A 23134-nucleotide genomic window follows, 5' to 3' on the forward strand; every position below is an offset into this window, starting at 1 on the left:
TGGGTTCAAAAAGACAGGTGCGAAAATCGGCAGGCAAGGCGCGATTTTATCAACTCTAGTGATAACGCGGCGGGCGCCATGTAGCAAAGAAATTGCTGAATTCGGCACAAAAAAGCCGGGATATCGATGATATCCCGGCTGGCAATCACTTCACTGGACTCAGGCGCTCTCGGCCTTGGGCTCGACAAAGTCGAGGGTGGCGCTGTCGGCCTGCTCGACCATCTCCTTGGTGATGGTGATCTCGTCGAAGTCCTCGCGGCCCGGCACCTCGTACATCAACTCGAGCATCACGCGCTCCAGAATCGTGCGCAACCCGCGGGCGCCGGTCTTATGACCCAGCGCCTTTTTGGCCACCGCGCGCAGCGCGTCGTCCTCGAATCTGACGTTCACGCCGTCGATGCGGAAGAGCTTGCGGTACTGCTTCACCAGCGCGTTCTTGGGCTGGGTGAGGATCTGCATCAACGCGTCCTCGTCGAGCTCGTCGAGGGTAGCGATGACCGGTAGGCGGCCGACGAACTCGGGGATAAGCCCGTATTTCATCAGGTCTTCGGGCTGCATCTCGGCGAGCAACTCGGTCGCGTCAAGCTCCTTATTATTCTGGCTGACGTCGGCGCCGAACCCGAGGCGACGGTCACCAATACGCTGAGTGATGATCTCTTCGAGGCCGCTGAACGCGCCGCCGCAGATGAAGAGAATATTGGTGGTGTCGATCTGCAGGAAGTCCTGCTGGGGGTGCTTGCGCCCGCCCTTGGGCGGGATCGAGGCGACGGTGCCCTCGATGATCTTCAGCAGCGCCTGCTGCACGCCCTCGCCCGAGACGTCCTTGGTGATCGAGGGGTTCTCGCCCTTGCGCGCGATCTTGTCGATCTCGTCAATATAGATAATGCCGCGGCTGGCGCGCTCGACGTCGTGATCGGCTGCCTGCAGCAGGTTGACGATAATATTCTCGACATCCTCACCGACATACCCCGCCTCGGTGAGGCTGGTGGCGTCGGCGATGGTGAACGGCACGTCGAGCAGCCGGGCCAGGGTCTGGGCCAGCAGCGTCTTGCCGCAACCGGTGGGGCCGATCAGCAGAATATTCGACTTCTGCAATTCGACTTCGTCGGCGTCCACGCGGCTGCTGATGCGCTTATAATGGTTGTGCACCGCGACCGAGAGGATCTTCTTGGCCCGCTCCTGGTCGATCACATATTGATCGAGGGTGGCCTTGATATCCATGGGCTTGGGGACATCCCCATAGCTCACGCCACCGCCCTCGCGCTCGACCTCTTCGTCGATAATATGTCCGCACAGGCCAATGCACTCATCGCAGATATAGACCGTCGGTCCGGCGATGAGTTTTTGAACTTCGTGCTGGCTTTTGCCGCAGAACGAGCAGCACAAATTGGAGTGCGCGCCGTCATTTCTCGTCGTCATCTCGTGTGTCCTTTCGGGCGTGTCGCGCCGCTCAGTGAGCGGCTGCATCGACACGGGGTGATTCTTGAGGATGCCTTAGGCCGACGGGTCTTTGAGTCGCTGGGCGTCAATCACCCGGTCGATAATCCCGTATTCGGCGGCTTCATCGGCGGTCATAAAATAATCGCGCTCGGTATCTTTTGAGATGCGCTCGCTGGTCTGACCACTATGGCGCACCAATATGTCAGTTAACGTCTCACGCAGCTTTAAAATTTCGCGCGCCTGGATGTCGATGTCGGTCGCCTGCCCGCTCAGCCCGCCCATCAGCGGCTGGTGAATCAGCACGCGGGCGTTGGGCAGTGCCAGGCGTTTGCCCGGCGCGCCGGCGCTCAGGAGCACCGCGCCCATCGAGGCGGCCTGCCCCAGACAGATCGTGGAGACCTCCGGCTTGATATATTGCATCGTATCGTAAATCGCCAACCCCGCGGTCACGCTACCCCCGGGGGAGTTGATATAGAGCGAGATCTCTTTGTCCGGGTCCTCGCTCTCAAGATAGAGCAACTGCGCGATGATCGTATTGGCCACCATATCGTTGACCTGGGTGCCCAGAAAAACGATCCGATCTTTAAGCAGACGGCTATAAATATCCCAGCCGCGCTCACCACGGTGAGTCTGTTCGATAACGCGAGGTAAAAAAGCCATAATCTTTAGCCGCCAGTTTTCTAAAAAATATAAATGAATCGAGCGCCGCCAAATCATCGACGTTGCGACGCGCCTGCTTAAGACGAACCAGCCGTCGGCCCGTATTCTTCCCATAAACGATAATGCACCACGGACTCCACCATAAAAGGCGACGCGGTGCAAGAATTGACTGGAGTCGCATGGGAGCGCAGGCCAATTATTAGACAAAAAAATGGGGCGAGCGCGGCGCATAAAGAGCCGCGCTCGCCCCGGTCAAGCCTTATTCTTTGTCAGCCTTTTTCTTGGTCGTGGTCGCTTTGGACTTCGACTTCGCTTTAGCTTTCGGCTTGGTTTCTTTCTTCTCAGCTTTGGCCTTGGTCGTCTTGGACTTCGACTTCGCCTTGGCTTTCGGCTTCTCTTCGGCGTCCTTGTCGGCCTTTTTCTTGGTCGTCTTGGACTTCGACTTCGCCTTGGCTTTCGGCTTCTCTTCGGCGTCCTTGTCGGCCTTTTTCTTGGTCGTCTTGGACTTCGACTTCGCCTTGGCTTTCGGCTTGGCCTTGCTCTTGGCTTTTGCCTTCGGCTTCTCTTCAGCCTCTTCGCTCAGCGAGCCAGCCGGGACTTCCTCGATCTCACCCTTCTCCACCAGGAAGATGCGGGTCTTCTCGAGCATCGCCATATGCTGGATCTGCGCCATGCCGTTCTGGTCCTGCAGCAGCTGCTGGAGCAGTTGCTGCGGCTGCACGCGCTGGTGCATGGCCTGGTGCTCGATGGTCGCCATCAGGTCGGCTTCCTCAAGCTTAAGCTCCTCTTTCTCGAAGATCGCCGTGAGGAGGAAGTCGACGCAAATGCCCTTCTCCACGTCCGGACGGAACGCCTCGGGATCGGCATAGGTCTCAAGGTCGATGCCCAGCGACGCGGGGTTCATGCCCTGCTGAATCGCCTGCTGAAGCGCGCGAAGGCGCTGGTTGCGCTCGTTGTCCAGCTGCTCCTGGACGAACTTCGGCGGAAGCTCGATCTCGTTCTGCTCGATAAGCTTCTCGAGGACCTGCGACTGCAGCGAGTGCATGGCGTCGTGCTCGAGGCCTTTCTCGATCTCTTCGCTCAACTTCTCGCGCAGCTCGTCAAGCGTCTCGGCCTGACCGGTGTCTTTGGCGAAGTCGTCGTCGAGCTCGGGGAGCACCTTATGCTTCACCTCGGTGACGGTCACTTCAAGCGAGATCGCCTCGCCGACGAGCGACGCGATGCCGAAGTTCTCGTTCGGGGTGACTTCGATGACCTTGGTGGCGTCGAAGGCGAGCCCGGTGAGACCCTCTTCGAGACCGGGGATCGAGCCGCCTTTGCCGCCGATTTCAACCTGGCCGCCCTTGCCTTTGAAGTTGGCAAGCTCTTCGTTCTCTTCAGCGCCTTGCGCCTCGTAGTCGAAGGTGACCACGTCGCCTTCAGCGATCTTTTTGCGCCCCGAGATCGGCTCAAGCGTCGCGTAACGCTCACGCAGCTGCTCGAGTCGCTCGTCGACCTTCTCGCTGGTGACTTCGATCTTCTCTTTCTTAAGCTCGAGCCCGAGATAACCGACCGGGTCGACGTCCTGGCGGACCTCAAGGTCGACCGTGAACGTCACGTCGCCTTCGGCCACAGCCGCGGCGTCGCCGAATTCCGGGCGCCCAAGGTGCAACACAACCTGCTCGCTCTCCTCAACGATCTTGTTGAGATAATCGCGGACCAAGCCTTCGATCGTGTCGCGGTCGACTTCGGCGCCGTAGCGCTTCTTCACCTCACCGAAGGGCACAGCGCCCTTGCGGAAGCCACGAATCTTCGCGGTCTTGGCGATTTTGCGAAGCTCTTTGTTGACGCGCTTTTTACGCTCTTCAGCCGGCACGGTCACGGTGACCAGGCGGGTGAGATTTCCGGTTTCTTCCACCTCGTAAGGCATGGAAACTCCTCAAATGTGTAGGGTTGAGTTAGTGCAATTTTATGGCGAGCTTTGGAAGGCAATGCCTAAAAAAACGAGGGCGTAATCTTCGCGACATCCCTGATGAACACCGCGCACACGCCCGCTCGCCTGCATAATAATACTTAATTCAATACGCCGTAATTTAAGACGAGATTCTGACCTCAAATCACTACGGTGCGCGTTTTGTCATGTTCCCCCGCCAAGTGCAAGCACACTCACGACGATTTTGCGCGCTCCGACGCGCGCGCCAGGCGCCCGCAGCGGGTTATAGAAGCCATCTTTAACGATAAAAGCCCCGCACCCAGATGACGGATACGGAGCTCAAACAAGGCGTACTGACCAATCGTTTTTGATACTTCATGCGAGAAGGGGGACTCGAACCCCCACGGATATTATCCACTGGAACCTAAATCCAGCGCGTCTACCAATTCCGCCACCCTCGCAGTTTTATGTCCCAACCCTCCGACAAGAAAGCCGAGTCGAAATAAATCGAACTCGGCTACCTGACATAAACTTGAAACAAAGTGCGCCCGGTAGGATTCGAACCTACGACCATCGGATTCGAAGTCCGGTACTCTATCCAGCTGAGCTACGGGCGCTGGCTCTTTTTATCGTCTCAACCCTTGGTCCTCATCTTATGAGGTTGGGCGTGAGATTTTCAAAAAGAGGAAGTTCTAAAGGGTGGGTGACGGGGGTCGAACCCGCGACCTCAGGCACCACAAGCCTGCGCTCTAACCAACTGAGCTACACCCACCATAAGAACCAACCTGGCCGCTACTTGTGCAGGTCAAACCTGCTTCGCGACCGGGCCGGGAACATAATTCTATAAATCCGGAGTGTCAAGAGATATTCGCATTATTTTATCTTAAAGATGCAAAATTCTTTCGCCCCCGCCAACGCGCTCCTCTTTGCGGCCTGGCGGGCGCGGGGGGGGGTGCCGTCACCGCGCGGTGTATTCGGATCACGTCGCGCTCAACAACTGCCAGCGCCCGGCAAGCTTCTCGGCGCGCTCATGCAACTGACCGTCGCGCATCAACGTGACGCTCGGCGCGGCGGCGTCGGTGTCAATAAGCGCCCAGTCGATCGTCCCCTCGCACACCGAACCGGTGTTCACGAAGAGCCCGTGCTCCCCGGCGACCAGGCGAAGGTCGTGGGAGTGACCGCAGACCACGACGTCCCAACCCTCCTCGACCAGGAGCGCCTGCGCGCCCTCAAGCAGTCGGTCGCGCCCGCCCTTCTTATTCCTATTGAGCATGCGGTCGAAGACCAGCGGCGCCCGCCCGAGCGCGCTGGCCGCGCCCTGCAGGTCGGCGCGCTGGAGCCAGCCGGCCACAAAATTCGCGCTCGGCGCCAGCGCCGGCATCTTCTTTAGCGGCATATCCCATTGGTGCCCGTGGCGAATCAGCACGCGCAGCCCGTCGGCCAACACACAGCGCTCCTGGGGCACCGCGCGCCGACACAGCGCGGCGTCGTGGTTCCCCACCAACCACTCGAACGCCTCCATTCTCTCTAATAATTCAGGCTGCTCGCGATATAATTGCGCCAACTGCGCCCGCCACCCGCCCAGCATGCGCGGCCGGTCGAGGTCGAAGAGGTCGCCGGCGAGCACCACGCGGTCGGCGCTTGCCTGGATCGTCTCGAATAGGTGGAGCAACTCGGCGGGCGTCGCGGTGCAGCGATTCACGCCATCGGGTGCAAGATGCAGGTCGGAGACAACAGCAATTTTCATAAGCTCATCCTCGAATTTTGCGACAAACCGGCGCGAACCCGCGCACACTACCCCAGCGCGGCCCGAGCACAAACCCCGGGATCTCGCGCGCGGGCCTGCGCGCGCCGCCCCGCACCATTGCAACATGCGACGCCATCGAAAACCGCGGGCGCGCCCGCGCTCCCCGAGAAGACAAACGATTTCCTTGTCAACACCTACCGCTGCAAGTAAAGTAGAAATCGACTATCATCTCCTAAGCCCTTACCCGGCTGTCAGGTCCTCCTCGACATATAATCTGACGCTGTGACGCATCAAGGACGCGGTCATTATGAACTTAACCTGTCCCGCTTGTTCGACCCCGGTTTCGGTTGACTCATCTCGCGTACCGGCCGACGGCCTAACCGTACGCTGCCCGCAGTGCGCGCACTCCTTTTTATATATCCCGAAGAAGGCCGCGGCCCCGGCCGCGCCGCCGGCGTTCGGTGGCCCCGGTCGACTCGGCGCGCCGAGCAGCTTCGGCGTGCGTTATTTCATCAAGCGCCCCACGGGCAAGATCTTTGGGCCCTTCGACACGAGCGCGATCCGCGCCATGCTCGACGCGGGCAAGCTAAGCGTCGACGCCGAGGTCTCCCCAGACCAGACCGATTGGCAAGGCCTGGCCGACGTGGAGGCGTTCGCCGACCTGGCCCACACGATCGCCCAGCGCGACAACGCGCCGATTCCAAGCCAGGGATTTGGCCGCCCAACCCCCGGCGGGACCATGCTGGGCGCGTGGGCGGACGCCGATGAGAGCGAAGGGACCGACGAGGACGCGGCGCTACCGCGCCTCGCGCCGCCGCAGTTGCCGCGCCCGCAGACGAGCGGCAGCGGCCTCGACCTGCCCAAGCCGCAATCGCCTCGACTCCCCGGGCTGCCGGGGCTTCCGACGCCGAGCAGCGCGTCTTCTGACAAGGCCACACGCCCTCCGCAGTTGCCCAAGCGCCGGGAGCTTAACCTCCCGAGCCTTAAGGCAAACCTGCCAAAACCCAAAGGCATGCCCGGGCTGCCCGGTGTTGCGCCGAGTTTACCGGCGTCGGCCGGCGGGCTTCCGCAGAGCAAGGCGGCGGACAACCTCCCCGGCCCCCAGCAGAGCCTCCCCGGGCGGCGCACTCAAGACGATCTACCGGCGACCCGCGCGCACGAACTTCCGGTGCCCGCGGAGGCAGAGTTGCCCGATCTGCCGACCCAGGAGGTCACGTCCTGGACCCACAATAACGACCTCTTCGGCGACCCGAGCCCCAACGAGGACCTCTTCGCGGATTCACCCGCCGACGACGACCTCTTCGCGGATTCACCCGCCGACGACGACCTCTTCGCGGATTCACCCGCCGACGACGACCTCTTCGGCGACGCACCCGCCGACGACGACCTCTTCGGCGACGCACCCGCCGACGACGACCTCTTCGGCGACGCACCCGCCGATGACGACCTCTTCGGCGACGCCCCCGCCGACGACGACCTCTTCGGCGCGCGAGACAATAATAGTAGCCTCTTTGACGCCCCCAGCGACGTCCCCGCCCAACACCACGCGTCGGTTGAGTCCGACGCCGCCGGCTTCGATATGGGCGGCGCCCTCGACGCAAACGCCTTTGGCGACGGCGCCGACGACCTCTTCGACGCCCCCGGCCAAGAGGAGGACGACGATGACCTCTTCGCCGCCCCCGGGCTCGGCGCCGACGATGACCTCTTTGAGCCGAGCGGACTCGACCTGGATGACTCGTCGAATCTGCTCGAGAATAACGACGACTTCCTGTCGGACGATGATAATTTCACGTTCCTCGACGAGCCGTCGCAGCCGCAACAAGACGACCTGGCGGGCATGTCGGGCGAATGGGGCGACGACTTGATGAGCGACGCGCCGGTCATGGACGCCTTTGACTCCGGGCGCCACGACGACGCGAGCGATTGGCAGCAGGACGAGTGGAGCGGCGGCCAAAGCACGTCGGCGCCCGCCGCCGCGCCGCGCTTCGCCGCCGAGGCGCCCATCCCCGAGAGCTCGGAACCGCGCCAGCCCGCGTCCCGCGGCGTCGCGGCGCAGGTCACGCGCGATGAGGCGGTCGACGCCGATAAGAAGCGCGGCACCATGACCATGGTCGGCCTCTCCCTCTTGGGCGTGATGCTCGTAGGCGGCATTGGCTACGGCGTTTACAATAGCTTTGCGAACTCCGAGCCGGCACAGGTCGAACAACCCGTCGCCCAGAAAGCGGCGCCTGCGCGCGTCGATCTCGCCGCGGTTCAAAGCGACACCTACGGCGAACTTCGCGCCCTCATCGACACCGCCCGCAAGGGAAAGCTCGGCGCCGAGGACCAGGCGAAGCTGTTGCTCGCCGAGTCGCTGCTGCTGAGCCGCTATGATGACGCCGATATCCAACAGCACGCGGAGTCCCTGGCCAAACCGCTTGCGGACGCCGCCGGCGGATGGGAGGCGCTGGCGCGCGGGGCGTTCGAGGCCCAGAATGGCAACGCCGACGCGGCCCGCGCCTACCTTGAGCAATTGGTCGACGAAGACGACGAGATCGCCTATTTCGCCCATCTTTTGATGGGCATGGGCGATGCGCTCGCCGTCGAGAAGCAGCTCGCTCCCGCCGACGCAAGCGCCGCCGCGCCGCGCGCGGTCCAGGACACGGCAGAAGCAGCGAAGGAAGCTGAGCCGACCGAGGTCGCCAGATCCAACGAAGAAGCCGCCAACGAAGAAGCCGCCAACGAAGAAGCCGCCAGCGGAGAAGATGCGCCCGAGACGGCCGAAGCCCCCGAGGCAGTCGCCAAGCGCGATGAGGCCAATGCCCCGTTGAACGACGCCGCCAAGCGCATCGCCGCGCGCGGCGACAGCGCCCTGGCTGCCGCCCAGAAACTTCGCCCCGACGCGCCCGCTCCACAGTTTTGGCGCGCTCAGATGATGGCACATACCGGCGATATCGACGGCGCCATTAAGACCTGGAAGGCGGCCCTAAAATCCTCCGAGAGCCACGTCGCCTCGAGCCTTAAACTCGGCGAAGTCTTTTATGAGCGCGGCGACCTCAATAACGCGTCGACCGAGCTCAGCGGCGTCACCGACAAATTCCAGGCCCTCGCCGCCCCCGGCGAGCGCGCCAGCGCCCTGCACCTGCAAGGTATGATTCACGTGGCCCGCCAGGAGAGTGACGAGGCCATCAAAGCGCTGACCACTGCGCTGAGCATCGACGTGAGCCGAAGCGACACGATCCAGGCCCTCGCCGAACAATATATGTCGGCCGAGAAATACCAGGAGGCGCTCAACTTCTTCACCACCAATAAGAACCTGGGCGCCGAGAACCCGGACGTGATGCTCGGCATCGTGCGCGCCTATATGGGCCTGGAGAAGTGGAATGACGCGACCGAGCAATTGCAGCGCGGCGCCAAGCTCTTCCCCGAAGACGCCCGCTTCCCGCTCTATCTGGGTCGACTGCACCGCGACCGCCTCGCCTATTTCGACGCCCAGAAGGCGCTGACTCAGGCCCTGAAGATCGACGCGAGCCTCTTGTCGGCCCACGCCGCGCTGGCCCAGTTGATCTGGATCACCGACAAGGATCTGGAGGCCGCCCAGAAGCATATCAAGGCGGTGGAGGCCGAGCCGGAGCGCATCGACGCCGCGGTGGGCACCGAGGTGGCCAAATTCTACGAGATGAGCAAGCAGCGCGACCTCGCCGAGCAGCGCTACGCAGCCACGCTTAAGCGCCACCCCAACTATTGGCCGGCGCGCCTGGCGCTGGCGCGCATGTACCTGGACACCCAGGAAAACGAGAAGGCGCTCGAGCTCCTGGAGCGCGCCAAAGCCGAGGGCGTCAAAGACCTGCGCCTGTCGGCTTATCTGGCCGACGCCTACCGCCAATCGCGCCACTTCGCCAAGGCGGTCGACCAGATCAACGCGGTGGTCGCCGAGCACGCCGACAACCCGCATTATATCTTCATCCGCGGCCGGATCTATTTCGACCAGGGCAACTTCGACAACGCCCGCGAAGACTTCATCAAGGCTTACGAGCTCGACACGCGCTTCCACGACGCCTATTTTTACCTGGGCCGCACCGACTTCGCCCAGCAAGACTACGCCCAGGCGATGAAGGTCTTCCGCCACGTCCTGGACTATAAGCCCGAGAACGGCGAGTACCGCTACTGGATGGGACGCTCCTACGAGGCTGAAAAGCGCCTCACCTCGGCCCTCGACGAGTACCGCAAGGTGACCGTCGTGGACCCCGCGTTCGGCCAGAAGAACCCCGAAATATTCGTGCGCCGCGGAGAGTTACTCTCCAAGCTTGGCTACTCGAAGAAGGGCAAGGAGGACATCGCCACCGCGCTGCGCATCAACCCGAAGATGACCCAAGCCCTGGTGGCCATGGGGAACTCGGACTTCCGCGACAAGCTCTATGAAGACGCGATCGTCAACTTCCAGCGCGCGCTGGAATTAGACGCCGAGCAGGCCGAGGTGCAGTACAAGCTCGGCATGGCGCTGATGTACACCAACCGCGAGGTTAAGGGCGCCGAGCACCTCCAGCTGGCGGTGCGCTACGGCTACGAAGACCCCGAGGTCTTCCAGACCCTGGGCTACCTATATAAGCGAATGAACCGGCGCAACGCCGCGATCGACTCGTTCAAGAAGTACCTGACCCTGGTCGCGGACAAGCAATCGGTGACGGCGAAAGCCAAGCGCGAAATTATTCAGCAGATCGACGAACTCGGCGGTCGCCTTTAAGTAGTTTTACGCACCTATGAAGAATGTATTTCTCATCACCGATGACGCCGCGCTGCGCCGCAGCGTCGAGCAATGTGCCCAGGCGCATCGCCTCGACGTCCAGGCGACCGCCCAATGGGCGGATGCGCGCGACATCCTTATTAAGACGCATTTTGACGCGGTTTTCATCGACTATGAGGTCATGAAACTCGAGGGTCTCGATGCGTTTATTTTGCTGGATAATGTGCTCCAGAAAGAGAGCACCATCGCGTCGTTGATTCTGCGCAAACCCTCCGCGCGTGCCAGCCAATTCATCGACTCGCTGGCCTCCTTTGGCCCGGCGATCGAACTCGACGGCAAACCGCCGACCCCCGAGACGCTGCAAGCCCCCTTCGACGCGTGCGTGCGCAGCGCGACCAAAGCCGCGCCCCAGCAGGACGTCAACCAAAGCAGCCACGGCCCGCTGCTGGTTGAAGTTCACCTGACCACCGCCCGCGAAGGCACCTTCGCCGACGTCAGCCTGGCGCGCGCGCTCTATACCCTGGCGTTCACCGCGGCGTCGGGCACTCTCTTCCTAAAACACGACACCCTCGAGCATCACTATCCGGTCTTCGAGGGCCGACTGCGCCGGCCCTACGACGCCCGCTACTCGCCGCTGTCGACCCTGGCGAAATCCTTCGCGTGGAGCCGCGGGAGCTATCGCTTCACCCCCGAGCCGATCGCCGACGGCCCGACCGAAGACCCGTATCGATTTATCTACCTGAGCATCGAGCGCCATATGCCATCGCGCGAGGTCATGCAGGCGATGATGCCGCATATGCGCGCGTTCCCGGTGCGCACCAACCACTGGCAGGCGCGCACCGAGAGTTTGCGGGACCTGGCGATTTTGCACCGGTTTATGCAGGCCTGCGACGGCCAGACCACCCTTGAGCGCGCGCTGGGCTCGCTGGGCGCCGACGCGACCCGGGGGTTCCAGGCGGCGCTATATGCTGTCGAGACCGACCTGCTCTCGCTTCGCGCGGAGCCGACCTTCCAGAGCGTCAGCATCCAATATAACCGAGAGATCGCGCGCTTTCGCCAGCAACAGGTGGACGCCCAGACCAAGGACTCCAAGGCGTATCGGGCGCGCGGCAGCGGGCGAGCCAGCCTGGAGGCTGAACTCACCGAATTCTTGGAGCGCCTGGAGCACGCCACGCCCTACGAGATCTTCGGCGTGTGGGAGGGTTGTGGGCGTGAGATCATCCGCTCGAAATTCTATGAGATGGTCAAGCAACACCATCCGGACGTGTATGGCGGCAACATTTCAGGCGACGTGAAGCGCCTGGTCCAAGAGATCTTCATCACCATCAAGGACACCTACGAAGAGCTGATGAAGATCGAGGGCGAGCAGCGCCGGCCTCGCCCGGAGCCGACGCCCGCGGACCACGCGCCCGGGCCGCGCCTGGGGAACCCGCGCTCGTTTGGGTCTGAGTCCGCGCCGACGCGCCCGGCCATCCCGCGGGCGATGCCCCACACGAGCACCTCGCGCGCCGACGCGCCTCGCCCCAAGCTCTCGCAGCCCAAGGCGACGCCCTCCGCCGGGGCCGACGCGACCGCGCCCACCAGTTCGCGCCAATCCCGGATCGAGCGCCTCAAGGTCAAACGCAGCGCCACGCCCATCGGGCTGGGCCGCGAACCCTCGACCCCCATCATCGCCGCCAAGCCGCGCGCGCGCACCGAGTCCCAGGCCGACCGGCGGGCAAAGCTTGCTCGAATCCGCACCAACTCCAGCGGCGGAAGGTCAAATACCGGGATGCTGCGCGCCGCCGACACCGCCGCCAACGCCTTCAATGAGGGCTATAGCGCGTGGCGCGAAGGCGACAACACTAAATTGGCCGCCGAGCGCTTCGCCACCGCCTATAACTTGGAGCCGGGCAACGGCAAATATATGACCTTTTACGGCTACTTCCTCTTCTTGCAGGACGCCGCTAACCTCGACGACGCTCTGCGCACGGTGGAGAAAGCGATCGAGTTTAAGGACCGCCAATCCCTGCCCGACGCCCATGTCTTTATGGGCCACCTGCTCAAGGTCAAAGAGGAGCATAAAAAGGCGCTTCGCCACTACCAGATCGCCCTGCGACTCAACCCGAAATCTCGCGACGCATTGCGCGCGATCCGCCTCTATGAGAAACGCCACGGCGAGGCCGGCAATGCGGACAGCTCCCCCTTTTGGAAAAACTTGTTTAAGAAGTGATTTCGACCTAAAGTACCGGCCCCAAGGGAAATCGCATCGGTTCCGGGAGGCAGCTCAAACGACGGCTTTACGCAGCGGCTCTGCGGTCATCTGACCGCCCCATATGGGCAGGACGCGCACGCACGACACCACGATTAAGTTCATTGCAAGGTATAGAAGATCATGGGAAAGATAATTGGAATTGACCTCGGAACCACCAACTCCTGCGTCGCGGTGATCGAAGGTCGCGCGCCGCTGGTCTTGCCCAATTCGGAAGGCTCGCGCACCACCCCGTCGATGATCGGCTTCACCGAGGAGGACGAGCGCTTCGTCGGCCAGCAGGCCAAGCGCCAGGCGATCATCAACCCCGAGCGCACCGTCTACGACATCAAGCGCCTGCAGGGGCAAAAATATAACTCCGAGGTCATGCGCGAGATCTCGAGCACCCTGCCCTATGAGATCGTGGAGAATACCAACGGCGACGCCTGGGTCCAGGTCAACGGCCAGCGCTATAGCCCGCAGGAGATCTCGGCGATGTTGCTCGCCAAGATGAAGAAGACCGCCGAGGACTATTTCGGCGAAGAGATCAACGAAGCGGTCATCACGGTGCCGGCGTATTTTAACGACGCCCAGCGGAGCGCGACCAAAGACGCCGGCAAGATCGCCGGGCTCACGGTGCGCCGCATCATCAACGAGCCGACCGCGGCGGCCCTGGCCTACGGCTACGCCAAAACCGACGACGCCAACCTGGTCGTCTTCGACCTGGGCGGCGGCACCTTCGACGTCTCCGTGGTGCGGCTGCGCGGCGGGCTCTTCGAGGTCGCGGCGACCTGCGGCGACAACCAGCTCGGCGGCGAGGACTTCGACCAGGTGATCCTGAAATTCTTGCTCGAGCGCTTCAAGAACGAGTCTGGCATCGACCTGAGCGGCGACCGCATGGCGATTCAGCGGCTCAAGGAAGCCGCCGAGAACGCCAAATGCGAGCTGTCCACGCTCACCGAGACCAATATCAACCTGCCGTTTTTGGCCGTCGACGATAACGGCCCGCGCCACCTGTCGCTGGCGCTGTCGCGCTCGCAGCTGCTCGACCTGGTCTTTCACCTGATCGAGCGCCTCGAGGCGCCGTGCCGCACCGCCATGAAAGACGCCGGGGTGACCCCGGAGGACATCAGCGACGTGCTGCTGGTCGGCGGCATGACGCGCATGCCGCTAGTCCAGGAGAAGGTCGAGCAGATCTTCGGGCAGAAACCAAGCAAAGGCGTCAACCCCGACGAGGTCGTCGCCGTGGGCGCCGCGATCCAATCCGGCATCCTGGGCGGCGAGGTCAAGGAGGTCATCCTGCTCGACGTGACGCCGCTGAGCCTGGGTATTCGGGTCGCCGGGGACCGCTTCAGCCCGATCATTCACAAGAATACCTCGATCCCCACGCGCGAAACCAAGGTCTTCACCACCACCGAGACCAACCAGGATATGGTCACCATCACGGTGCTCCAGGGCGAGGAGCCCGTCGCCAGCGACAACGCGCTGCTGGGGACGTTTAACCTGACCGGCATCCCCCCGCAGCCCAAGGGGCGCCCGCGCATCGAGGTGGCGTTTGAGCTCGACACCGACGGCATCGTCAACGTGTCCGCGCGCGACCTCAACAGCAATAAGAGCCAGTCGATCACGGTCGAGGGGCACTCGGGCCTGTCCGACGAGGAGCTGCAGCGCGCCATCAAGCGCCAGGAATCCGCCTGACCCCGACCTTTTGGCGGCCGCTCCGACTTACCAAGGCCGCGCGGGTGCCTAGCTTCGGCGTGTCTTGCACTGCGCGCGAGGCTTCGGCAATAGCCGCCCGACGAACCGGTCAGTAGAGCCCGCGCGCACAGGACATCCAACTCCTGGGCCGCGGGCGAATCATGTCGGAGACAAAAACCACAATCGTATTGGTGGAGGATAACCCGTTGCAGCGCCGGCTTATCGAGCGCCTGATGGCGGCCGGCAGCCGCATCCCCCATGTGATCGAATCCTACGGGCACCTGGAATCCGCCCAGGAGCGGATTCGGCGCGGCGGCGTGGATCTCATCCTGCTGGACCTGGTGCTCCCGGAGACCCAGGGCCTTGAGACCTTGGCCCGGGTGCGCGCCCGCGCGCCGACGGTGCCGGTGATCGTGCTCACCGGGGTCGACGATATGGAGACCGCGGTGCGGGCGGTGAGCGCCGGCGCCCACGACTATGTGCTCAAAGACAAGCTCAGCGCCGCCCGGCTCGACCGCGCGGTGCGCTACGTGTTGGAGCGAAGCCGGGTGCGCGCCACCGAGTGGAGCTCGCCGATGCTGCGCCTGGCGCACCAGCAATTCTTGAAGGCCGCGCAATGGCTGGCGGTCGACGACAACCTGCGCCAGCGCCTGCTCTTCCCCCAGCGCACCCGCCTGGTCAGCTTCCCCTTCCGGCGCGACGAATACGACCAGGTCGAGACCGTCTTCGGCTACCGGGTCCAACACCTCCTCACCATGGGCCCGACCCTGGGGGGCATGCGCTACCACGAAGACCTTAGCCTGGGAGATATCTCGGCGCTGGCGTTTTTGGCGACCTGGAAATGCGCGCTGTTTCGCCTGCCCTTTGGCGGGGCAAAAGGCGGGGTGCGCATCGACCCCAGCACGCTGAGCAACGACGAATTACAGCGGGTCACCCGGCGATTTATCTTCGAATTATGCGACGTCATCGGCCCCGAGCGCGACGTCATCGCCCCGGGGCTGGCCGGCCAGGAGAACGCGATGGGCTGGGCGATGGACACCTATAGCCAGCAGCGCGGCTATACCGTGGCGGGCGTGGCGACCGGCAAGCCCGAGGTCCTCGGCGGGCTGCCCGGCTTCTACACGATGAGCGGGGTCGCCATGGCCTATATCAGCGCCAAAGCCGCGGACTACGCAGACATCGAGGTCGAGGGCGCCCGCGCGGTGATCCAGGGCTTCGGCCACGTCGGGCGCCACGGGGCCCAGGCGCTGCAGGAGCGCGGGATGCGCGTCGTGGCGATGAGCGACGCCTCCGGCGGGCTCCATAACCCCGACGGGCTCGACCTCGACGCCCTCTACGCCTGGGTGGACTCAACCGGCGCGATGCACGGGTTCTCCGAGGCCGACCCCATCTCACACCCCAAACTTTTGGAGCTCGACTGCGAGTTCCTGGTGCCGGCGACCCGCCGCGCCCAGGTCACCGCCGAGAACGCCGCGCGCCTGCAATGCCGCGTGCTCATCGAGGGCGCCAACGGCCCCACCAGCGCCGACGCCGACGAGATCCTCCAGGAGCGCGACGTCCTGGTGGTCCCCGACCTGCTGGCGGCCGCCGGCGTGACCATCGCCTCCTATTTCGAATGGCTCCAGGACGCCCAGCGACAACGCTGGTCCGAGGCGAGAGTGCAGCAGCGCCTCTTCGCCCTGCTCGACGAGGCGTTCGCGCGCACCTGGCAACGCGCCCAAGCCGAATCGGTTGACCTGCGCAGCGCCGCGATGCTCGAGGCGGTCGGCCACGTCGCCCAGGCCAAGATGGCCAGGGGGCTCTTCCCATAAACCCGTAGCGCCCCTTCGCCCGTTAAATCGCGAAGACACCCGAATTTTGGCCCGCCAGGAGTCCCGATGCCCGCTGGCCCTCACACACATACAAGCCTCGACGCCGCCGCGGAAGCGACCATGCCCGCCCGGATGCGCGCGCGCGCCAAATACTGGCTGCTCCCCACCCTGGTGGGCATCATCAGCCTGGGCGTGACCACCCTGGCCTGGCAATGGCTCTACGGGCGCGACGACGATATGGTGCGCAGCGAATTCCGCAGCGTCGCTCAACAGCAGGCCAAAGCCATTCAATTCGAGTTCGACCACCAACTCGCCGTGCTGCGCGCCCTCAACGCGCTGTATCTGGCGATCCCCGACATCTCGCAGCGCGACTTCCGTGAGTTCAATAGCGGCTTTGTGCTGCGGCGGCGCAGCATTCACGGCATGCTCTGGGTGCCTCGCGTTAAGCCATTTGAGCGCCAGAAACACCTCGAATACGCCCGCGCGAATATCGCCTCGGGCTATCAGATACGCGTGCTCGACGCCGAGGGGCGCCCACACCTCGCGCCGCCCAAAACCACGCCGTACTACCCCATTGACTTCGTTGAGCTGCGCGACACCGCCCCGCAGTGGCTGCTGGGGCTGGACCTGAGCAGCATCCCCACGCTCCAGAAGACCCTCACCCAGTCGCGCGACCGGGGCGAAGCCATGGTGAGCTCGCCCATCAAGCTGCCTACGGTTCCCCAGAACGGCACCTTCGTGGCGGGGTTCCAACCCATCTACTCCAGCCGCGCCTCGGCCCAGACGGTTGCTTCGCGGCGCCAAAACCTGCACGGCTGGGTCGCGGTCATCTATAGCGTGGACGAGATCGTCGACGACGCCCTGCGCGAGCAGTCGCCGACCGCGATCAATATCCGCCTGCTCGCCCCGCTGTCGCGCACCCGCGCCCAACGGCTGTACTCCCTGCATTGGGCGGAGACCACGCCACCCAAAGATATCGAGGTCGCGCTGCCCGACTACCAACACTCCGAGCACCAGCGCGTCGCACTCCAGGTCCCCGGGCAGCGCTGGTTTTTGGAGTTCGACCCCACCCGAAGCTACCTGAGCAGCCTGCGCACCCCGGCGCCAAATATCGCGCTGGGCGGCGGCCTGATCGCCACCGTGTTTCTGGTGGGACTCGCGATCTCGGTGGTCACCCGCACCGACCGGATCCAGCAAGAGGTCAACCGCGCCACCCATGACCTCAAAAAGGCGCATTACCAGCTTGAGATACGCACCCAGGAGTTGGAGGATTCCGAGAAATTCCTGGACGATATCGTCGAAAATCTGCCGCTGATGATCTTCGTTAAAACGGCCGACGCCCTGGTCTACCAACGCATCAACCGCGCCGGCGAAATCCTGCTCAATAGCCATCGCAGCGAGGTCCTGGGCAAGACCGACATCGACCTGTTCCCCCCCGAGCAGGCCATGGCGTACCGCAAGAACGACCGGGAAGCGCTAAAGCGCGGGGAAATGCTCGATATCGAGAGCGAGAAGCTGGTCACCAAGGACTCGGAGATTCTGCTGCAAACCAAGAAGATCCCGATCTTCGACTCGCACGGCAACCCCCTGTATCTGCTTGGGATATCCGAAGATATTACCGCGCGCGTGCAGCACGAAGAGAAGCTTCGAAGCTCGCTCTTCGAGCTCGCCCAATCCCGCGAGCAGCTGCGCCGGGCCAAGGAGCGCGCCGAGAAGGCGAACCGGGCGAAGAGCGAGTTTTTGGCCAATATGAGCCACGACATCCGCACCCCCATGAACGGCATCGTCGGGTTCAGCGAGTTGCTCCTGGAGACCGACCTCAGCCCGCGCCAGCGCGAGTATGTCGACCTGGTCGACCAGTCCGCCAACTCCTTGCTGCGCCTGCTCAACGATATCCTCGACCTGTCGAAGATGGAGGCCGGGGAGTTAACCCTGGAGAAGACCCGCTTTCGCCTCTGCGACGTGCTGGTCCAGGTGCTGCACACCCAGTCGGTGCATGCCTTCGAGAAGGGCATCGACCTGGGCTACCGCATGCCCCTGGAGATGCCGAATATCTTGCTGGTCGGCGACCGCCTGCGCATGCGCCAGATCCTGGAGAATCTGGTCAGCAATGCCATCAAATTCACCGACCACGGCCAGGTCTACGTCGAGGTTCACACCCTCGAGAAGAGCGAGGACGCCATCGCCTTGCGCTTCGCCATCTCCGACACCGGCCCGGGCATCGAAGAGGCCGAACAGGAGCGCATCTTCCAGGCCTTTCAACAAATCGAGCTGGCCGAGTCTTCGCGCCAGGGCACCGGCCTCGGCCTGACCATCGCCGCCCGCCTGGTCCACGCCATGGAGGGTGAGATCTGGGTCGAGAGCGAACCCGGCGTCGGCAGCACCTTTCTCTTCACCCTGAGCCTGCAGATCGAAGCGGTGCCCGAAGAGGAGCGGATCAGGGTGGCGGACGCCGCCGGAAAACGCGCGCTCATCGCCGACGACAGTCTGATGAACTCCCAGATGATCCAGGACCTGCTCGCCCACTGGAAGATGAGCACCCAGGTGGCCGTGACCGGCGCGCAGGCCCTGGATATGCTGCTCGATGCCCAGAGCTCGGGGGCGGGTTTCGACCTGCTCTTATTGGACCAAAATATGCCCGAGATGCGCGGCACCGAGCTCGCCGCGCGCATCCATCAAGACCCCGAGCTGCGCCAAATACCGATTATCCTGATGAGCGAGGCGGGGTTGCGCTCGCTGAGCCTGGCGGAGAGCAAAACCCTGAAGATCGTGCGAAACCTGACCAAACCGGTCAAACAAACGAAGCTATGGGAGGCCATCCACGAATGCCTCCAATTGCCCGATGCCCCCGCGGCGGCGGCCTCCAGCAGCGCGCTTCCGCACCCCGACGAGGGCGCGCTCAATATCCTCATCGCCGAAGACGACGCGGTCAATCAACACCTGATTCGTCGCGTCATCGAAGCCCAGGGCCACCAGATCACCCTTTGCGAAGACGGACAGCGCGCCGTCGACGCTTTTGAGGTCGCCAAATTCGACCTTATCCTGATGGACGTGCGCATGCCGAATCTCAACGGCTTCGAGGCGACCAAAGCGATCCGGCGCCTCGAAGAGGGCACCTCCTCGCACACCCCCATCATCGCCATGACCGCCCACGCGATGAAGGGCGACCGCCAACTCTGCCTGGACGCCGGCATGGATGATTATATCGCCAAACCGCTCAAAGCCGACGCCCTCCACCAGGTCATTCAACGTGTCATGGACAAGTCGGCGCCGAATTCAGACTCAGCCGACGCCAACGATCCCCCAACCCAATGAGGCCCACGATGAACCCGAATACCCAACCGCCCGCCCCCAAACCCGCCCTCGACTGGGACGAAGCGCTCAAGCGCGTCGCCGGCAGCCAGGACACGCTGGTGGAATTAGTCGAAATATTCATTCAACAATGGCCCCAGATTATGGATGAAATCGAGCAAGGAGTCGCGCGCCAGGACTACGTCACGCTGCACCGGGCGGCGCATACCCTGAAGGGTTCGGCGTCGATCTTTGGGGCAAAGCCCGTGGTCGAGGCCTCCGACCGGCTGGCGGAAATGGGAAAAAACGAGACCACCGCGGGCGCCGAGGACGCCCTGCGCTACCTGCAGGACGAGCTCGACCGTCTGCTGCCCGAGCTGCAAACGCGCCTACAATAGGCCCGCGCGCGAGGCAGGCCCGATGGGCTCAGTGATAGTGGTCGATATCCTGGCCGGGCAGGCGGAACTCGACTTCGCGCAGCAGGTCGAAGACCTCGACCGTGCACTTAAGTCCGCTGTCGGGGAAATAGATCGCGTTATCCTCGTATTGGCCCAAAAATAGGATGGGATCGGCGCTTCGGTTATAGCCCAGCTGAACCAGGGTCTGCTCGGGGATAAACTCCTCGCGCGACAAATAGATCGGCTCCTCCAGGACATAGAAGCCCTCGGGCTTCAGCGCTTCGAGGGTGTCGGAGTAGGCGAGGTCCCGAATAAGGTAGCCCTTTTCGTGGAAAATCCACCGGTTATTGTGGTTCTCCGACGGCAATAGAACCAGCGGTGGCCCTTGCTGGGAGTGATTGTGAAAATACACGAGCATTCCGGCGCGCACCCATTGCTCCTTACCTTCAAGCGGTTCGGTGGTGCGAAAGAGGCCACAGGGCGGAAGATTTTCCTGCATGAATATCTCGGTCGTAGGTCAGTCGAAATTCAATAAATAAAATCGGTCAAAACCACGCAAATTAGACGCCGCTTCGCTTGCTGGCCAGCGCCTTGGCCGCCCGCGAAACCTGGTGAGACACGTTGCGGCTGCGCGCAAGATCCCGGAGATCCTTGGAGCGCATATGGTTGAGAAACTTCAGGCTCTCGCGCAGCGGCGTCTTCGGATTGTGCACCAGGTTCTTGATAATATCGTATTTTTGAGTCCAGTCGCGATTATTCGCGATATACTCAATAACCCCGTCGGGGAGCGCTTTATTCGAGGCAAATTTCGCCACGTCGGCCAACTTGACCCGTGGGCTTCGAATCGCGGCCATATGGACCAATTTATTCTGGTCACGGATCAGCACCTTCACAGCCGCGTGGCTGCCGACGGTGGCCATGCGGATCTTCTGGGAAATCGACATCGCGTTGAGCTGCGACATCAGGTTTCCGCGGGGTTCCTCGTCCTCATCCTCGCCGCCGGAATTCTCCCGCATCTTCTCCATCTGGGAGCGCGTTAAATTCTGGGCCATCTCCTCGACTTTCTTGGCCTCCTCATCCTCCTCCTTGGCGAGGCTGACCTCCTCGGAGAGCAGCGCCGAGAAGGCCGCGTCGTCCACGCCGGGCTCGGCCTGCAGGAAGTTGCTGCCCGAGCGCAGGGCGGCGTTGAGTCCGGGGAGTCCCTTTAGCTCAACCTGGTTTCGCTGGGCCAATTCGACAAGCGCGTCGATGGTGGCCGAGCTCACCGCCGGGTTCTTATAGAGCCCCTCGATAATCGCCGGGGTCCGCAGCACGCGCACCTGGTTGGTGGCGATAATATCGGCGAGTTCTCGGCCCGCGTGCGCGCTAAGGCCGACGATGGTGTGGTCGTCGGTCGCCCGGTTGATCGCGATGACCTTGCCAATCGCGTCGTTTCGCGCGTGGATTTGCCCCACCCAATCCAGCAGTCCGGGGTGGGTCGCCTTCTGAATCGCCGGCGCCAGCACCGCTTCGGGCATCTGGGCGAGCGAGTCGCGCGCGCCGGTCTGGATGGCCCGGTCCGCGTCGAATTGCAATTGATACAGGACCCGCACCATCTGCTCGGGCGGGGCCGGCAGCATCGCGCGGGCGGCCATCATCTTGAGCTTGGGCGCGGCGTCGGCCTGCACATGGCGATGAAGTTTGGGGTCAATTTCGCTTAAATCAAGCGGCTCTCGACTAAACTCTGTCATTGCCTATTCTCCACTATATACACAATTCGTGCGTCTACGGTTTGCGATGGTAAACACCAACACTGCAAAGGCCAAGCTCAGCCCGGATAGCGGCGGGAGCGCGTCGGCCTTGGCCACCGCGCATCCGCCGCTCTCACCCGAGCCCTGCGGCCCGCCGGGTTCCCCCGCTCCAGCGTCTGCATCATTCGCATCGTTGGGCGTCGGGGGGCCGGACAAGATCTCAATACGGTCTTCGCGCATGATGCGGGTCTGAGGCTCCGCGCTGATCAAGCTCGCGCTAGCCTGGGCAGCCTGAGCGATGCCAAGAATCTGATAGGCGATCTGCCCGAAGACGACGTTCACGCCGAGCCGCTCCTGGCCGACCTGCTCGCCGCTCGCCCGCTCCAGCACTCGCAACGCGGTGCCAATCGGCGCGGGAAACCCGACCAGGATATGATCTTTAAGTAACCAGATATTCTCGGCCGCCCCCGGCGAAGTCGGCCCGCTATCCTGCGCCAACACCACCGACCAGAGCAGATTTCCCTGGGCGTTATACGCGCTCACCTCAGCGTCCGCGTCGGGGCGCTTCGACGTGCGCGAGAGGATATAAAGAGATTGATCCGCCGAGAGCACAACCTCGGGGATGTCCCGCTCGCGCCACTGCTTGCCGGCCGGCTCGAAGGCGTCGATGCTTCGGCGCCCATTATAGCTAAAAAACGGGTTATCGGTGCCGGCGCCGGTCTGAAAATGGATCAAAAAATCGTTCTGGGCAGCGCGGTAGAGCGCCGTCTTCAACACCGTGCCAGAATCCTGGATGCCGAAGCCCAACCCGCTCGTGCGCAACTCGCCCGAGTTCGCGTCGATCACGTGCGCCTGAGTGAGGCGACGGCTATCGCCCGCCGACAATTCGCCGTTGCTAAACGCCAAGAGTCGGTTGGTCTGCGGGTTGAAGGCCATCGTCGGGCTCGCGCCGATATAGCGCCCCATAAACTCGCCGGTGCCGCCGTCGGCGACGCGCGTCGCCTCAAGCAGGGTCTGGTCGGCGAGCGCCCAGACCTCGCGCCCGGCGGCGTCGATGCGCGCGGTGAAGCCGCCCCGCTCGGCCGGCACGCTCTCTAAATTGAGCACCGTCAGGTGTGTGCCGCGCACAAAAAAACCGCCGTCGGGATGCGCGATGACCCCGACGCATCCGGTGGGTTTATCCTGGAAGCGAAACGAAATCGCGCGCGCCCCGTCCTCCTGGGCCTCCACGATGGTGCAGGCTGCCTCCTGGACGCCGCCCTCTTCGGCGGCGGCGAGGCCCGTGGTCGCCGCGTAGAGCGTGCGCCCGTCGACGCCGGATGCGACCTTCAGCTCGCCGGGGGCCAACCCATCGGGGAGTTGGTAGCGGCGAACCTCGCTCAGGCGCATATGCACCGCGTCTTCAGCAGTCGCGTCCGGCCCAAAAACATCTTCTGACAACGCGTCTTGCGCCTGGACGAGGCCCGGCGCCCCGACCCAAGAAACGCCCAACGC

12 protein-coding genes, 3 tRNA genes and 1 pseudogene are annotated in these 23134 nt (G+C 63.1%); 6 read left to right on the top strand and 10 right to left on the bottom strand.

Translation table 11 applies throughout. The features are described from left to right. Nucleotides 1-159: 159 nt before the first annotated feature. From clpX to DN745_RS13195, 7 genes are all read right to left on the bottom strand, one after another. Nucleotides 160-1419 carry an ATP-dependent Clp protease ATP-binding subunit ClpX gene (gene clpX, locus DN745_RS13165; protein ID WP_111335512.1) on the bottom strand — a complete coding sequence of 420 codons (1260 nt, stop codon included), beginning with the start codon at nucleotides 1417-1419 and terminating at the stop codon, nucleotides 160-162. A gap of 75 nt (nucleotides 1420-1494) precedes the next feature. After that, nucleotides 1495-2100 carry an ATP-dependent Clp endopeptidase proteolytic subunit ClpP gene (gene clpP, locus DN745_RS13170; protein ID WP_111337677.1) on the bottom strand — a complete coding sequence of 202 codons (606 nt, stop codon included), beginning with the start codon at nucleotides 2098-2100 and terminating at the stop codon, nucleotides 1495-1497. Nucleotides 2101-2359: 259 nt separating this feature from the next. After that, a complete protein-coding gene (tig, locus tag DN745_RS13175; protein WP_111335514.1) occupies nucleotides 2360-4009 on the bottom strand; it encodes a trigger factor in 1650 nt (549 codons plus the stop codon). A 381-nt stretch (nucleotides 4010-4390) separates the two neighbouring features. After that, nucleotides 4391-4473: transfer RNA gene (locus tag DN745_RS13180), tRNA-Leu, on the bottom strand. Between the two features lie 82 nt (nucleotides 4474-4555). Beyond that, a tRNA-Arg gene (locus tag DN745_RS13185) sits at nucleotides 4556-4629 on the bottom strand. A gap of 81 nt (nucleotides 4630-4710) precedes the next feature. Beyond that, nucleotides 4711-4784 (bottom strand) — tRNA-His (locus DN745_RS13190). A gap of 207 nt (nucleotides 4785-4991) precedes the next feature. Beyond that, complete coding sequence (locus DN745_RS13195) at nucleotides 4992-5759, bottom strand: metallophosphoesterase family protein (RefSeq protein ID WP_162687658.1); 768 nt, start codon at nucleotides 5757-5759, stop codon at nucleotides 4992-4994. Between the two features lie 307 nt (nucleotides 5760-6066). On the opposite strand from DN745_RS13195, the gene DN745_RS13200 reads away from it, so the two are divergent. The 6 genes and pseudogenes from DN745_RS13200 to DN745_RS13225 all read left to right on the top strand — a co-directional run bounded on the left by DN745_RS13200 (nucleotide 6067) and on the right by DN745_RS13225 (nucleotide 19910). Further along, nucleotides 6067-10482 (top strand): tetratricopeptide repeat protein, encoded by a 4416-nt coding sequence (locus DN745_RS13200; RefSeq protein WP_111335518.1) that lies wholly within the window; start codon nucleotides 6067-6069, stop codon nucleotides 10480-10482. Between the two features lie 16 nt (nucleotides 10483-10498). Further along, nucleotides 10499-12694: a hypothetical protein gene (locus DN745_RS13205; RefSeq protein ID WP_111335520.1), complete on the top strand. Its 2196-nt coding sequence runs from the start codon at nucleotides 10499-10501 to the stop codon at nucleotides 12692-12694. A gap of 162 nt (nucleotides 12695-12856) precedes the next feature. Then, a pseudogene (gene dnaK, locus DN745_RS13210) lies at nucleotides 12857-14404 on the top strand (molecular chaperone DnaK); the annotation flags it as partial. Nucleotides 14405-14571: 167 nt separating this feature from the next. After that, complete coding sequence (locus DN745_RS13215; RefSeq protein WP_111335524.1) at nucleotides 14572-16221, top strand: Glu/Leu/Phe/Val dehydrogenase dimerization domain-containing protein; 1650 nt, start codon at nucleotides 14572-14574, stop codon at nucleotides 16219-16221. Between the two features lie 66 nt (nucleotides 16222-16287). Then, on the top strand, nucleotides 16288-19536 hold the full coding sequence (locus DN745_RS13220; protein WP_111335526.1) for a response regulator: 3249 nt from the start codon (nucleotides 16288-16290) through the stop codon (nucleotides 19534-19536). A gap of 8 nt (nucleotides 19537-19544) precedes the next feature. Further along, nucleotides 19545-19910 (top strand): Hpt domain-containing protein, encoded by a 366-nt coding sequence (locus tag DN745_RS13225; RefSeq protein WP_162687659.1) that lies wholly within the window; start codon nucleotides 19545-19547, stop codon nucleotides 19908-19910. 28 nt (nucleotides 19911-19938) lie between these two features. Here DN745_RS13225 and DN745_RS13230 read toward each other — a convergent pair whose 3' ends face one another. The 3 genes from DN745_RS13230 to DN745_RS13240 all read right to left on the bottom strand — a co-directional run bounded on the left by DN745_RS13230 (nucleotide 19939) and on the right by DN745_RS13240 (nucleotide 23080). Beyond that, a complete protein-coding gene (locus DN745_RS13230; protein ID WP_111335530.1) occupies nucleotides 19939-20409 on the bottom strand; it encodes a hypothetical protein in 471 nt (156 codons plus the stop codon). A 61-nt stretch (nucleotides 20410-20470) separates the two neighbouring features. Then, nucleotides 20471-21640, bottom strand: coding sequence for a hypothetical protein (locus DN745_RS13235; protein ID WP_111335532.1), 1170 nt, complete (start codon nucleotides 21638-21640; stop codon nucleotides 20471-20473). Nucleotides 21641-21643: 3 nt separating this feature from the next. Next, nucleotides 21644-23080, bottom strand: a complete 1437-nt coding sequence (locus tag DN745_RS13240; RefSeq protein WP_133621845.1) for a hypothetical protein — start codon at nucleotides 23078-23080, stop codon at nucleotides 21644-21646. Between the last annotated feature and the right edge of the window lie 54 nt (nucleotides 23081-23134).

The sequence above is a fragment of the Bradymonas sediminis genome, assembly GCF_003258315.1.
Taxonomy (GTDB): Bacteria; Myxococcota_A; Bradymonadia; order Bradymonadales; family Bradymonadaceae; genus Bradymonas; species Bradymonas sediminis.

Bases quoted from the DNA above. Each gene is read 5' to 3' on its own strand.
- tig (WP_111335514.1), bottom strand. From the start codon at position 4,009: ATGCCTTACGAGGTGGAAGAAACCGGAAATCTCACCCGCCTGGTCACC.
- DN745_RS13205 (WP_111335520.1), top strand. From the start codon at position 10,499: ATGAAGAATGTATTTCTCATCACCGATGACGCCGCGCTGCGCCGCAGC.
- clpP (WP_111337677.1), bottom strand. From the start codon at position 2,100: ATGGCTTTTTTACCTCGCGTTATCGAACAGACTCACCGTGGTGAGCGC.
- DN745_RS13230 (WP_111335530.1), bottom strand. From the start codon at position 20,409: ATGCAGGAAAATCTTCCGCCCTGTGGCCTCTTTCGCACCACCGAACCG.
- DN745_RS13235 (WP_111335532.1), bottom strand. From the start codon at position 21,640: ATGACAGAGTTTAGTCGAGAGCCGCTTGATTTAAGCGAAATTGACCCC.
- DN745_RS13215 (WP_111335524.1), top strand. From the start codon at position 14,572: ATGTCGGAGACAAAAACCACAATCGTATTGGTGGAGGATAACCCGTTG.
- DN745_RS13195 (WP_162687658.1), bottom strand. From the start codon at position 5,759: ATGAAAATTGCTGTTGTCTCCGACCTGCATCTTGCACCCGATGGCGTG.
- clpX (WP_111335512.1), bottom strand. From the start codon at position 1,419: ATGACGACGAGAAATGACGGCGCGCACTCCAATTTGTGCTGCTCGTTC.
- DN745_RS13225 (WP_162687659.1), top strand. From the start codon at position 19,545: ATGAACCCGAATACCCAACCGCCCGCCCCCAAACCCGCCCTCGACTGG.
- DN745_RS13200 (WP_111335518.1), top strand. From the start codon at position 6,067: ATGAACTTAACCTGTCCCGCTTGTTCGACCCCGGTTTCGGTTGACTCA.
- DN745_RS13220 (WP_111335526.1), top strand. From the start codon at position 16,288: ATGCCCGCTGGCCCTCACACACATACAAGCCTCGACGCCGCCGCGGAA.